Origin of the sequence: Nostoc commune NIES-4072 (genome assembly GCF_003113895.1) — a bacterium.
GTDB lineage: Bacteria > Cyanobacteriota > Cyanobacteriia > Cyanobacteriales > Nostocaceae > Nostoc > Nostoc commune.
This window is the reverse complement of sequence record NZ_BDUD01000002.1, coordinates 202,782-216,892: the sequence shown is the minus strand read 5'-3', so window position 1 is coordinate 216,892 and position 14,111 is coordinate 202,782. Positions and strand designations below refer to the sequence as shown.

The window sequence follows — 14,111 nt, the reverse complement described above, 5'->3', positions numbered from 1 at the left end:
GTTTTAAAATCATGACACTGGAATTAAAACATTTTGACCCCAGGCTTAACCAATGGATTTATACAGATGACCGTAGAACTATTTTAACCGAAAAGCTCAGTAATACTTTACTTGAATCTTACTTTCCTGATAAAAAGTTTTCATTTGGACATTCAGATGAATACAGTACAGACGAGGATTTAAGAAATCATCCAGATGGACATATTTTATTACTATCTTCTAAGACCCGCTTACTTTATGGAGAAAAAGAATGTTTAGAAACTATTCAAAAAATTTGTCCAGATAGTAAAGACAGAGGTGCTTATGGTTCAATATTTCTCGGAGCTTGTAAAAATGCAATTTCGGAACGGCTAAATATTCTAGTAGTAGATGATTCTACTGACAACAGGGGTGAAAATGGAGGAATATTATCAAATGATTTAGCATATAAATTAGTTGGTGACTGTTATGGGCAGATTTCAACCCAACTTTATGATAAGCTCACTTCAAGAGAATCACAGCAAGATAAAAGCTACCGTGTTATCCAGCACCGATTCGGTTGGGTAGAAGGAAATGGAGAGGATACTACTAAATATCGTTTTGGCAAAGGAACACTCCGACCATACAGGCTAGACGAAATCAAATATGTAGATCAAAATAACAAACCAAAAATAGACATAATTCTCCCTGTAAGTAGTTTTAAGGGAACAGATAAGGATAGACCAACAGGGGCGACTAAACCTCAAATTAAGCCAGGATTACATCAGCAAAATATTTGGTTAGCCGAAAAAGGACAATCTCAGCAAGGTCAGATGTCTATTTCTCAACTTTTGGCATCTTTCCCTCAAGGAATTAAAGATTTTGCCGAAGAATTAGAGCTACAAGCTGAAAAATTAGCCTCTATTCAAGATGACCCAAGGAAACTTGCTGCTGACTATTGTGAAAAATACGAAAAACGCAAAGAATCGTTGAACCAAGGTAAATTAAAAATAGGAGAAGTCACTAGCCTTGAAGCCGATGTTAAAAACTTAAGGACAAATGATGACTTAGATGCAGATGAGGAATTAGATGACGAGAGTACTAAAGATGACTTGTTCATGTACAAACTCATCAAAGCTGACTTATTGGGTCATCAGCAGTTATTAGAAACGGAAAAAGTTAAACAGGAATTAAGTCGGTTTGTACAGAGCCAATGGCGAGATATCGCTCTGGGAAAAACGCTTACTTTTGACCGAGGGATGATTATTCCATCCAAGGAACTCAAGAATGGTGAAATTTGTGTTCCTTGGCTTGATGAGCAAGAAAAAGTTATTAACTTCCGCTCTCCTTTTCTTAATTCTAATGGTTTGTGTGTTTCTGACAATAAATATGTTGAGGATCGACTTGGCCCAGATGGTAAAGACCTCAAAGGCATAATTGTAGTCAATGACGAAGACCACAAGCGCATACAAGCGAGAATTACAGAGTTAGAAGCACGAGGGATTGATGTTGATTTTATAGATCCAGCAGAAACCGAATCAGAACGCCAAGCACGAGACTACGATGGTGACTGCATTGGTGTAGTAAGAGCTAGCTTATATCCCAATTTAACAGCAGAAGCAGAGCGGAGAAATCTTCCCCAAAACGCCTATTCGCCCACAGTTAAGCTCAAAAAACAATCATTTTATTTAGAAGATGGAAGCCAGCCCCCATTTGAAAAAATCGCTATCCACATGAGTGATAGCATCAGCGTGGGCATAATCAACAATCAAGTGACGGCACTAGAGGCATTAGAATCGGAAATTGAGGTACTTAAAACTTACAGTAACTTAGAACAACAGTCAACTTATTTAGACCAAGTATCTAAGCACTATCAAAGTTTATTTGAACAGGAACATGGCGAGAAGCCCAAACCAATTAGAGCAGAGTACAAACCTTTCATGCAATCTGTTGTAGCCCTAGCAGAGAATCCTAACAGAACGCCAGATATTATTCAGCAGGCGATGGATGTTAATCGCCTGATGTACCGAGAAATGATTGAAGAAGGGTGTTATCAAAACCAAATAGCGGTTGATTTATTCAAAAGTGCTAAAAAACCTGAGATGGATAAAATCAGGGAAAACAGCCGCTACTTATATCGTGATGTTAACTATATTAAAGATAAGAAATCACGTTCAGTTTATTTAAACTCTGGCATTACTCCCACTGGTTACTCTCCTGTAGAATTATTAATTAATCAAACTAATAAATATTTCCAGCAATCACAATTAGAATCGCGCCCCATCGTTCAGTTTAAAGACTTGTTCAAAGGAGTAGAATTTACACCACAGCAGAAATTTGCAGCGATCGCCGCGAAGTACGAGTTCGATCTGAAATTCAACGCTGCGGTTCGGATGTCCCAACGGCGTGAAACTGAGAAAGGGCCATCCGCAATTGCCCAAACTCCACAGGGAGCAAAACTCGAAATTACCAATCTCACCCGTTACGGGCATCCTCTGATTTGGAAAGCCCAAACGTTGAACATTCGCCTAGACGAAATACCAGAGAAATGGCGAACTAAAGAACGCCCCCACAAATTACTAGCAGTTGCACAAATCAATGGTGAGAAAGGTTCGGATGGAAAACCCGCTTACCGGAACCTGGGGACAGTTAGCCAACAATCTGTGACTGACCACAACTTCAAATCGGGGATGACCATGCAGGGAGCTAAACTCTTAGAACTAAAACCAGAACTTACTAGAAGCCAAACTAAATTACTGTTCGACAAGGCACAGGAGACGGCTCTCGCATTCTCCTCGAAGATCCCAGAGTCAGAAAAACTTGCTCTATCCGCCGCCGCTTGGAACATCTGTGCATCCCGCCAAGATGAACTTGAAGTTGCAAGAAAAGAAAACGCAAACCCCCAGGCGATGTCTAGCGACAAGCCGCTCCGCGTCTACGCTAAAAAAGTCTCTAATTTCGCCTTCGCTGCTTTCCCCAATGAGATTATTTCTCGCTTAGATAAATTGCAATTTACTGAACCGAAGTTAGTCACACTGAATAATGAAGCGAATCAATTTTTAGGTCGAGACTGGAACAAGGATGATTTGCACCCGATAGAAATTAGGGCTAGCCACCACCCAGTCGGGCATGAACGCCACGTTTCCAGGCTAATGTTTGTCCAGGATAGTGACGGCGAATATAAAGAATTCGCCATGCTCGAAACCAGGGCTGGAATGTTACCAATTGGTACAAAGGCTCAAGCTAATTTCATTGGGGTAGAACCTGCCACAGCATCAGCAACTATTGGGCTACCAGGAAACGAACCGATTGAAATTACTATCCGTGAACTCAAGAACTTCTCTTACGCAGGACTTGTTTTTAACGCCGAACCCGTAAACTTAGAATTTGGCACTGTGCCGGTGACTGACAAAACAGTAAAAATTAAGTTAGATGGTAAAACATTAGGGGAGTTAGACAGTGATTCTGCCCAACAGTTGAAACAAGTTGATTACCTGAAAAATGGTAATCCCCTAAAATTAAAGCTCACGTCAATCTCTGAGACAGGAGATCAAGCTTTTGTCCTGGGTGAGTCTCCCAATGGAAATCTCCTCAAAATCAACAAAATCAACTTTTATGATTTTTCTGGTCAGACATTCAATGATCAAGATTACCGAAAACTGACTATCGAAACCTCAGCTTCTAAAACTAGAGATGCTGTATTTTTGAATGGTGAACCCTTGGGAGTATTGCACTTCAAAAAAGACAAAGACGCGCTCAGACAACTTGGATTGCTCAAAACCGGAAAACTTACCCCAGCCCCCGCTATTATTCAAAGTAATTTCTCTGTTATTTGCGCTCAAATTGACCCTAATACCGTTGAATATCCCCAGAAGTGGACGAAGGAATTTCAGGCTTTTAGGACTCAATCGGTTAATTCTGAACAACAAAAGATGATTGAGAGTAGTGCGAAAATTCTCCATCATATTAAAGAGCGTCCTACTTTCTTATTTTCTACAGAATCAAACAAAAAACTTGGAGTCATGGGCTTGGCTGTTGACAACCAGAAAGCTGAGACTGTGACTAAATGGTTAACTGCTCAAAAAGTTAAGTGGGAGCAAGTACCAATGGAAGATGTTATTAGGGAAACTAAAAAAGGTCTAGCAGTATTTCACTTAGTCAGCAGTTCAATTCCCCCCAAAAGTTTGGAGAACATGACCAATAAATTTGGGGCAATTATTGAATCGGATAGTGACTATCAACAAAGAGTTAACTCCTTTGCCACACGACCACAGTTTTTGAAACCTCCATCTCAATCAGCATTGTCCCCGCCTCAACAAAGCGCTCAATTCCACCCAAACCAAGAGGTTCAAAATGTCGCCCCTCCTGTCATCAAAGGCAAACCGATTCCGATGAACTACCCTTTAATGATGCATGGTAACACTAATCCAATACCAGTAAACACTTGTATTGATGCGATGAGAGGATATGGTCGGACTCATACCACTAGAGCTTATCAACCTTACAAACAGTATGGATTTAAAGAGGGTGATATTGCTCTAGCTACAGGTATTGATAAGCAAGTCGCCTTTCGAGTCGGTAAGCAGTATCAAATCACACCTGATATGATTGCTGACCCCGTTTATCAACAGCAATGGGCTGACATGGAAAAGCACTCACCCACGGCATTAGCAGAACTGTTCACCGAAAAACAGCAGGTTTGGGGACTACATCTTGAACCCTTGGGGGATTATGTGGAGGGTTTTATAGTCCCGTTTCCTGAAGCACAAAACAGAGCCGTAGCCAACCAAGAAGTCCAACCTCAATCAGTTACTATTGATGACTTGAGAAATTGGTACAATACCGCAGATAAGTTAGGGAAGTCGGAAAATTACAAAAAGCGCATTGTGGAAGTGGCCAATCAGTTAAAGTCTGGTGAGCAATTATCAGCCGAAGCGTTGACAGTAATGAATCAAGATACATTTGAGCTTGAAAGAATCAGTCGGCTGACTCAAATTGCTCAAAGGATTGGCATGATCTGGGGTAAGTCTAATGAAAATGGCACTCAATTTCTTGGAAAAATTTATGACTTGGCTTTCAATACCCAGCAGAGAGATTTAACTATTTCGCAGAAAAATGGGGAGGTAATTTTAAACTTGCAATCAGGGAGAGTGCAGACTAATAAACTAACTCCACAGATATTGCAAACTTTTGAGGATGTTAATACTCAAATTGATAAAATATTAGCTAAATCTCAAACACAACAAATAGACTTACAAAGATAGATTTATCTGCCTCCTGCCTTCTTCAACCTAAAATAGCCATTTTCAGCAATAAAAAAGCTATGGAGACAGCTAATCTAGAGCAAGCACAGGTTTTTTATTTGGAGTTGAAAGTGGGATGGTAAGATCGAAAAAGTAGCCACTTTTGTCGAGTGGCTACTAAATTTCATCCAAGAATCTCAATCACAGCAGCAAAAATTGACGGTGCTTTATCGTTAGTTGGAATGAATACCCGCTTTTTCCATTGAATAATTTCTGTGAAACAACCAACAGCCACAAGCCTGTCAGCCAACGATAAAGCATTCACTAGCTCAATCCGCTTCTCACTTGCAACCAATGAACAACGCATAGTTACACCTCCCGGTAACTGTTCCGAGTAACGCTCGTTAAGCACCAAAGAAACTAATTCTTCTGGACTTAGAAGCTTATTCCTCAATCCCAATTGTTCAGCAACAGCACGAATATTCTCCGCATTCACTACACGACCCAGTACTTTGTCTCCACTACTTAATTGCAATCGAAATACTCGACTGTTCTGCTGTGGCAGTACCTTCCAAATTGGTAGAAGTATTCCTGTTACCAAGTGAATGTGGTCAGTGGTAAACTTGGGTAGCTGATCTACTTCCTTCGACCATACGGCGACAAACTCATCAGTCGAAACCTGTTTCCAAGTAGAATCGTCCAGTTTGTCAAGGGGGATACGAGTTTGCTTCTGTGGGCGAACGAGTAAAACCCGTGGTATTACTCCACCGTCGGCATCAAATAAACTGTGAGTGGGAATAGATACTGCGCCATAACCATACTTAGAGTTGGTCATCAGCCGTCCCTGGTGATGTGTAGCAAACTCAACCGCTTCAGCAGCAGTTTGAATGTTGTTCTTCTGGGTACGTTCTATCTTCAGGTAATTGGTGACGCTACCAGTGCCAGAGTGTGTATAAACTGGCTCAATGCTCTCAACAGAGAATCTTTCAGCCCGGAGAGTTTCTACACCAACCTCAAACACCCCTGCGGCTCTTGCTGTTTCAATTTGTTGACTTAATAGCAATTCAAACCTCTCGAAAATCACATTCTGCATCCCAATTCTCAAAGCCAGCAGCCGATTCAGAAACTGTCGCAGTGGTGGGAGGTCGATTTTCATACCGCCTTCATGGGAAGTTAAGGATAATCCCGTCATTTGCTCAAAAGTCCCTAAAGGAACTTGAGCAAACCGACCCTGGAAAATCTGCTTAAACAATTCATACAAGGCATATTCAGCATAGTTCGACTCTAGATTGTCCTTGGTATCAAATATGCCATTGCCACCAGTTTGCCGTTGCCCACGAGTGAGTGCGCCGAGACTATCCAGCCGTCTAGCAATGGTAGAAATGAATCTACGTTCACCCCGCACATTGGTCGTTACAGGTCGGAACACTGGTGCAGATGCTTGGTTAGTACGGTGTGAGCGTCCCAAACCTTGAATTGCGTTGTCTGCTCTCCATCCAGCTTCTAGTAAGTAATGCGATCGCCGTCTTCGATTGACTGCATTTAAGTCAGCGTGATAACTGCGACCAGTGCCACCAGCATCACTGAAGATGAGGATTTGTTTCTCACCTGACATAAATGCCGTGGTTTCAGCAATATTTGCACCATTACCTCTTGAATCCACAAACAACCGTCCAGCTTCGTCTTTCAGTACCCTTTTGCTCCGTCCTGTGACTTCAGCAACTTGTTTGTGACCGAAATGCCCCCGACTTCAATGGATTCCACGAAATCTTCACGGGAGGTAAATGGAAAGTCACCAGTCTGCCAAAGTCCTAGACGATTTGCATAAGATAAGTTTGAGACTTTTGTTGCTCCGGTGGCTGACACGTAGATAACCCGTGCAAGAGGTAGTGCATTTTGTAGCCGTAAACCGATAATGCCCTGCATGGATGCTTTGATCATTCCCAACTTCCCCTCTTGCGCAATTGCGTTGCCCATTGAATGACACTCATCAAAGGCGATCGCTCCCTCGAAATTGGAGCCAGCCCACTCAATCATTTGTTTGAGCCGACTTTTATCTCCTTTTTGCGATCTCAAAGTTGAGTAAGTGACGAATAAAATTCCTTCAGTGAATGGGATAGGTTCATATAATTATAATTTTCATGAAAAATTGGCGTAGCCGCAACACCTTCACTGATACAAAGTTGAGCGATCGCTTATGAAGTGGGACGTTACGCCTTCACACCGCTTCATCTGCGATCGCTGTGGTTCAAACTCAATTGTGGTTAAGCAGCCTTTTTGGACGTACCAGATTTACTCTTTTCTTCAGTCACAGTAGGTTTAGTCAAGGACTGCTTGGTTCCTTTAGTGGTTTGGGTCTTGGTAGTTTTAGTGGACTTGAGCTTGGTAGTTTTGGCGGTTTTAGCTTTAGATTTCGGTTGTACTTTTGTTGCTGGTGGTAGTAGCCTTAGTGAGGGGAATTGGAGTACAACTGGTTGAGTTTCGGTAGAACTGTTGTGAGGCTCTAATTCTAATGTCCAGGGGTCGGAAACTTCCTCAAACTGTGATGCAACGAAGGGGATTTGTTGAGGTTCGACTACTAGTTGTTCACTGGTAGATAGTGGTTCAAATGGAGTCGCTGTTACTGTGGATTCTCTATTGGCACTTGATTGTGCAATTGTAATAGGTGGTAATGGCACAACGTAAAGTCCGTCCACGAAATCGAAAATCATCAAAGCAACAAAGCTCATAACAATAACTTCAATAGCTTGGGTAAGTGTAGATTGGATATCCATTGTATTTCTCCGAAATTTTTGTAATGTTCACAAAAGTTACGCGAAGCGCTATTCGTCTGGCAATTAAGTACGAGCCGAATACGAGAGGTTTGAAATTAAAAAGGAATGTAAATTTCTTCGTCATCAAATAAATCTCTGGTACGGCTGAACTTTGAAGAGGTTAAATCTCGGACTATTTTGTAATTGGCTTGATGCCAACAAGTATCACTTAAGGAATTATTTAGCCATTCTTTTAGGTGATTTTGTAGCTCTGAGTTATTCTGAATCAACTCTTTTTCTTCAATTGTCCATTCTTTCCCAATCGCGTCAGAAACAGCTTCAAAAATGGAGGATTCTAATTGTTTCGGATTCATTTGGATGTATTAGTTCAATAATTTTCACTCTCTTCATCGCAAAGCGATATCCTAGAAACTTGTGTAAAATACGCTAAACACACGGGTACAACTTGAGCCAATGCTCGATTACGTCAGTGCAGGAATGGCATTTTACGTCACAATGCTTCCAGTACAAGAGTGGATATTGGAATTCCGTCTTGGTTATTTGGGTCGCTACTGGAGCCTAATAAGCGCTGCTGGCCTATTCATCGGCTTTCTCCTCTGTGCGTTCATATTTGTCCCACTGATTATTAACATGAGACTTGATCCCTTCAAGTTCCCAGATAATATTGTCATGAGTGCCATCGCTGCTGTCGTCTTTGGTATCATCCTCTGCCTGGGACAATGGCTGATTCTCCGCCAGACTGAAATAACACCAAGAATTTTTGCTCTCCTTAATACAGTAGTTGGGATTATTGTCTACTCCCTATTGGTGTGGTTCAACCAAAAAAGCCTTGTATGGAGCGGTAATCCCATTGAAGGCTGGAAAACTGGACTCATCTTTCTGGTCGGTGGAGCGGTAACAGGTGCAGCCACAGGTAAGACTTTGGATTTCTACTGTTATCGCACCGAGCAACAATTAATCAGAATTGAGAAAGAGAGGGTCGAGAAAGAAACCCAAGAGAGAGAAAGGCTGGAGAGAGAAAGATTTGAACAAGAAAAGTTGGAGCAAGAAATCTTTGAAGCAGAAATGGCCGAAAGGAAAAGAATAGAGAGAGAAGAAGCTCTTGAAGAAGAACGCTTATGGTACGAACAACATGGTCATGAGGATTTTGAATATAACGAGGACGATGAGGATTATGACGAGGAGGATGAAGAGGAATGAAGTTTTCAACTAGAGGTCAGCAAATCTCTAACTACATAGTGCAATTATTACTTGTTCCCACCGAGCAAATGGTTGATAATTTGAGGTAGGTTAACAATTTCGTGCATCAGGTCTTGTGGGCTAAATCCTAAAACCTTCAAGATAATCACGATGATAACAATTGCGATTGCTGTACTGAGGAATGTCTTCAATAAATCCAGTAATGCCCTGAAAATTATCAAAGCGACAATCACCGCCGCAACTAAAATTATTAAATTAACTGGCATGTTTTTGCTTGGGTAAATCTCACAAAATCAGTCAACACGGAATTATTTGACAGCTACAAATCAAAATCAAGGCTGAATGTTTCCCCTGAAGAATCCTCCTCTTTCTCCTCTATAACTGGAGTTGAAGTCCTTGAGGGTAGTTGATTTGACTCCGTATTAATCGGTGTGTTTGTTACAAGTTGTGCAGGTAATCCAGCTTTGATAAAAACAAAATAGCAATCAACTATAAAGTAAAGCGTGTCCAGGTAACTTTTATCTAATTTTTGCGATTCTGCAAATATCCGCTCTCGGTAGTTATCTTTGAGGCGAACTTTTTCCGGTGCTAAATCTTGTTTATCTGCCATTGCTATAGTTTCCCAGATGTACTTGTTGGATTTTTGCTACTTATAGTTTTTGCCATCTCTAAAAGCCCAAAGACATTGGCTTCTACTGGATTCTCCAGGATTTTAAACCCGTTCTTCTCTAACAGTTTCCTAAATCCTGGTAACAGGCAACCTCCACCTATCGCCCAGATTTCATCCCCCTGGTGCTTGGCATCAAGTGTCAGATTCACCACTTTCTTCAAGTATTTTTCATACCAGTCTTTCAAACACGCACTGTATATATCTTTGATATCGATGTCACGGCTATACCTCGTATGCCCCATCTCCAGACAAAACCGAATCTTGGAAGCATCCCCAATTTTTCCACCATTTAAATATTTCATCTTTTGGGAAATATCATCGATGAGAACTTCTACACCTATGGGGTAGGCGGTGTGAACTTCTCGTTGACCCCGGTTGTAACGAGAATACAGGGTTGTACCATTGCCAAAGTCTAAAATGGTTAGTTTTTTCGGTAGTGGATGCCCGAATAATGCACCCATCCCTTCTAGTACAACTTTTAGCACTTCTACTTTTACGTCTGATTGTTTACCAGCTAGTATTGGCTGATATTCTCCACTTAGTACTTTTTGCAATTTGTCAGCCAAGCCAACATCATGTAAGCTGACGACTAATTTTAAATGCCAAGCCTTACGGGGTGGCAGATGTGCTAATGCACCGAACAAAGTTAAGAGGGCGTTGTTGATTTTATTTTGGTAGAGTCGATGGAGGATATTACCCCTCGCACCTCTCTGTTAAATCTGGACGTGCCGCTTTCGCTGCATCCAGCTTCCGATATTCTTAAGGTTAGTTTCCTTTATCTCCCCTTCCCAATCTCTTAGTTACGAGATTTTGTGATTGAGAAGAATTAATAATCTCTACTTCCTTTTTGCTCATGTGGATGTAGTCGTGACAACTTTCGTGGACTGCTATTAAATTAGAGCCTTTCCAGTTATCATGATTACCGTCAATGTGGTGTAAGTGTACTCGTTCTTCACTTGTAAACTTCATACCACAGTAATCACATGTATGGCTTTGCTTCTTTAATAGTTTTGAGGTTATGCCGTCATATAATTTACTGTTGCGTTTGCTCCAGTAAACTGTATCTCCGTCATAAGGTGATTTATTTCCTTTAACTTTGATGTGACGGTTCTCGGAGTAGGGAACCGATGGGAACGCCTTGTTTAGCAGTACTTGGCTAGTGTGGCGGTCAAGTTTTGTTTCCCTGTTGAATACCTGGAAGGCTCTGTGGCTCATGTTCCATAGTGAAAATCTGGAAGCGTCCATTTTACAGAATTTGTGGTAGTTTCTCCATCCTCTGACTATTGGGGCAAGCTTTGCAGCTTTTACCCTAGCGCCATAGTTCGAGCTATTGACGATTTTCTTGACCTTCTTGCGGAAAGCCTTGAAGTTATCCTCTGAGGGAATACTTCTGAATTTTCCGTTTCGCTGTACCTCGAAATGCCAGCCGAGAAAGTCAAACCCATCTGTCGAAGCGGTTAGCTTTGTCTTTTTCTCGCTTACTTTTAACCCACATTCCGCACCCAGAGTGTCACAATCGGTAATCACTTAACTTTTGACAGGTTTTGAGCTAAAAATTATGCTGACATAGTTTTTAATCTCAGTTAAAACAAGGAGATTAAGTATATAAACTAGCTTTGTTTTATTCTAAAAAACAGTGAAAACACCTTTGTGACAGTTAGGGTGCGGAAGGTGGGTTTTAATCCTCTTTCTGCTAGGAATTGGCAAATTTTGTCAAGTATTTGCTTTTCATCGTCTTCTGGTTTTAGGAAGAACACCATGTCATCTGCGTATCTTACGCATGGGTCGGAGTGTCTTGGGTCTTGATTCTTGTACTTATGTACTTTTTCGATACCATTTAGAGCGATGTTGGCTAATAATGGGCTTACCACACCACCTTGACATGTACCTTGTTCTGGGAACTCAGGTGTTATTCCGGCTTTGAGGCATCGGAATATACCTAGTTTTAAGCCTTTGGGGGCAATCAGGTTGTCGATTATGGTTGAGTGGTTAATCCTATCGAAGCATTTTTCTATGTCTAGCTCAAGGATTCTTTTGTTGATTCCGTTAACGGTGCTTTTGAGATTTTCAAATATTTGCGTTTGGGCATCATGGGCGGAGCGCCCAGTTCTAAATCCATAGCTATTGGCATGAAATGTTGCTTCGTGTGCTGGCTCTAGAGCGTATTTTGCTAGGCACTGCCAAGCTCTATCTGCAATAGTAGGAACCTTGAGATATCTGATAGAGCCGTCTTTCTTAGGAATTGGTATCTGTCTAAGTTTGTTGTGATACCAACAAGGCTGTCTGAGGAGCAGTTCTAGGTTGAACCTTTCCTCAAATGTTAGAGCGGTTTTATCATCAATACCCGCAGTCTTTTTGCCAGCATTTAGCTGTGTTACTTGACGTATAGCCAGAAACCTAGCTGCAAAGGATTTCAGAATAAGCTTTTGTAGAGACTTAGCCTTGCGCTTGTCTCCAACTTGAACAGCTTTAAACACTCTTTTTTGTAAGCGGAAAAGGTTCTTCCGGAATTTCTTCCAGGGTAATGATTTCCAAGATTCGCTAGTTTTTATACTGCGTCCAATCATGCTCTACTCCAAGAAAGCGTTTTCTGAATACCTCAGAGCAGTTACGCTCTGTCCTACCCGATATAAAGGAGTTCCGTACCTCGTCTTACCTACTAGGGTTTTTCGACCTTTCCCTAGACCTTTATATCGTTTTTACTCGTTCCGTTCTTTTGATTGTTTGATGGTTTAGGGCAGTCCAGTTTGTCTATCCTTCTCTCGGATATTACAGCTATTGTTGAAAAATGCTGTGAGAGTGAAAGGATGAGGTCTGCATTTCTTGTCCAGGTTGCAGCCTTACACTGAGACACTTTTCTAGGACTTGTTTGCCCATGCCATTTCCCCGTTAACGCCAGTGTGCCATTCCTGCTTAGGCTCTGATTGCGTCCTGTTCCCAGCTTCAGCCTGTAGAATTCCGAGTCTACTCACTGTGGGCAGATAGGGAGTCACTTGTATCCTCAAGGGTGAGACTTTACCTTTCTAGGTTACTTGGTATCACTCACATCAAAAGAACAGTTATACAAAAACTAAAGTGACTTTAGTTTTGTACCTTAGTTATACCCCTCTAGTTTCTAGAGGCTCCTACCAAGAACGAGCCGCGCTCCGACTGTGTAAGCAGTGCCGTTAAAAACTACCCGTCCTGGAACATCTTCCATCTCGGCATTAGTTATATAGCTCGGCACACGAACTACTTCAAACCCTTCGACTAAAAGTTTGAGGCTTCCGTAACCGTTATCGAAACCCGCAGGAAAAATTTTTTGCAACGTGTGAATGTTTGACATAAAGACAAAGGTAATACACTTTGAGAAAGTGAAAGCTATCTGTTCAGATAATTTTGGGGAGTGGGGGAGAGAAAAATAAAATAACTACCCCTTCTTGATCCAGACTCAAGAGTTTATCATAACCCCTTGGGGGCTAAGTGGGGTACAAAATATGAATCAGTCAAATATACCCCATATAGCACCTATATGCACCCTATATAGGAGTCAAAATATCACCAAAGTCTTGAGCTATTGTTGGGGTATATATAGCCCCTATATAGCCCCCATCATGATTTTTTGAAATCTTTTTATCAATGCAGCAGAAATTAATTTAGATCATCGTTGACTCTTTGATTTATACTTTACTATCAATTTTTTGTTGAAAAGCAATTCAGTTTTGATCTTTAACTTCTTGCTGACTATGTAACGAGTGCGTTATTACTTGCTTACAGGTTCAGCTTTCTCTACTGAATTACCATTCACACCCAAAGTCAATTCCAAAGGAGTTTTTTGGGGGTAAGCTTTTGCTACTTGCCGATAAACATCATAATTAGTAGGTAGCGTCTGCTGAGTATTACCCACTCCGTAGGTCAGTTTGTACTTTACGTCTTTCACCAATTCAGGTTTTCCTGCCTCTTCTTGAGGTCTTTTGTGTTGTTCAACTTCATCAACACTTGGTCGCACCGGCAAAGTAGGCCACCATAGCCCCCGGTCATCTGGGCCAACAACTGCTCCTGGCGGTTTCAATCCATTCCGATTCAACATTGAAGTGTTAGCAAAGGTTTCAATGCGTGGCTGTGGTTGACTAGTTAGATTATTCGCATACTTTACTTGCCAGGTGTAACTCGTGAGTGCTGTAGCTTCATACTGTTCAACAGTAGTAGTGCTGCAACTAGTTAGTGTCAGTGCCGTTAGTGCAGTTATTATTGAGGGTAAAAATCTCAGCTTTTGCATTATCAATC

9 protein-coding genes and 4 pseudogenes are annotated in these 14,111 nt (G+C 41.4%); 2 read left to right on the top strand and 11 right to left on the bottom strand.

All coding sequences use genetic code 11. The features are described 5' to 3' along the window. Positions 1-11 precede the first annotated feature (11 nt). Positions 12-5,222: a hypothetical protein gene (locus CDC33_RS33310; RefSeq protein ID WP_109012924.1), complete on the top strand. Its 5,211-nt coding sequence runs from the start codon at positions 12-14 to the stop codon at positions 5,220-5,222. 163 nt (positions 5,223-5,385) lie between these two features. On the opposite strand, the gene CDC33_RS33305 is transcribed toward CDC33_RS33310, so the two are convergent. From CDC33_RS33305 to CDC33_RS33295, 4 genes are all read right to left on the bottom strand, one after another. Next, entirely contained in the window at positions 5,386-6,891 is a 1,506-nt protein-coding gene (locus tag CDC33_RS33305; RefSeq protein ID WP_244919557.1) for a strawberry notch C-terminal domain-containing protein, read from the bottom strand. After that, on the bottom strand, positions 6,888-7,277 hold the full coding sequence (locus tag CDC33_RS40830; RefSeq protein WP_244919478.1) for a strawberry notch-like NTP hydrolase domain-containing protein: 390 nt from the start codon (positions 7,275-7,277) through the stop codon (positions 6,888-6,890). Before CDC33_RS40830 ends, CDC33_RS33305 begins: the two co-directional genes overlap by 4 nt. Positions 7,278-7,465: 188 nt before the next feature. Continuing rightward, the gene (locus tag CDC33_RS33300) at positions 7,466-7,975 is read right to left on the bottom strand and encodes a hypothetical protein (protein WP_181374294.1); all 510 of its coding nucleotides are present in this window, start codon (positions 7,973-7,975) and stop codon (positions 7,466-7,468) included. Between the two features lie 95 nt (positions 7,976-8,070). Further along, positions 8,071-8,328 (bottom strand): hypothetical protein, encoded by a 258-nt coding sequence (locus CDC33_RS33295; RefSeq protein ID WP_109012923.1) that lies wholly within the window; start codon positions 8,326-8,328, stop codon positions 8,071-8,073. Between the two features lie 100 nt (positions 8,329-8,428). Here CDC33_RS33295 and CDC33_RS40825 point away from each other — a divergent pair, with 100 nt between their 5' ends. After that, positions 8,429-9,175 carry a hypothetical protein gene (locus tag CDC33_RS40825; protein WP_244919477.1) on the top strand — a complete coding sequence of 249 codons (747 nt, stop codon included), beginning with the start codon at positions 8,429-8,431 and terminating at the stop codon, positions 9,173-9,175. Between the two features lie 47 nt (positions 9,176-9,222). Here the strand turns inward: CDC33_RS40825 and CDC33_RS33285 are convergent, their stop codons facing one another. From CDC33_RS33285 to CDC33_RS33250, 7 genes and pseudogenes are all read right to left on the bottom strand, one after another. Beyond that, positions 9,223-9,441: a hypothetical protein gene (locus CDC33_RS33285; protein WP_109012922.1), complete on the bottom strand. Its 219-nt coding sequence runs from the start codon at positions 9,439-9,441 to the stop codon at positions 9,223-9,225. A gap of 53 nt (positions 9,442-9,494) precedes the next feature. Then, on the bottom strand, positions 9,495-9,785 hold the full coding sequence (locus CDC33_RS33280) for a hypothetical protein (RefSeq protein WP_109012921.1): 291 nt from the start codon (positions 9,783-9,785) through the stop codon (positions 9,495-9,497). Between the two features lie 2 nt (positions 9,786-9,787). Next, positions 9,788-10,519: pseudogene (locus tag CDC33_RS33275) on the bottom strand (ParM/StbA family protein); the annotation flags it as partial. A gap of 166 nt (positions 10,520-10,685) precedes the next feature. After that, positions 10,686-11,336, bottom strand: a pseudogene (locus tag CDC33_RS33270) (HNH endonuclease); the annotation flags it as partial. A 188-nt stretch (positions 11,337-11,524) separates the two neighbouring features. After that, a pseudogene (locus tag CDC33_RS33265) lies at positions 11,525-12,412 on the bottom strand (reverse transcriptase N-terminal domain-containing protein); the annotation flags it as partial. Positions 12,413-12,990: 578 nt separating this feature from the next. After that, positions 12,991-13,170: pseudogene (locus tag CDC33_RS33255) on the bottom strand (ParM/StbA family protein); the annotation flags it as partial. Positions 13,171-13,587: 417 nt separating this feature from the next. Next, on the bottom strand, positions 13,588-14,103 hold the full coding sequence (locus tag CDC33_RS33250; RefSeq protein ID WP_109012919.1) for a hypothetical protein: 516 nt from the start codon (positions 14,101-14,103) through the stop codon (positions 13,588-13,590). Between the last annotated feature and the right edge of the window lie 8 nt (positions 14,104-14,111).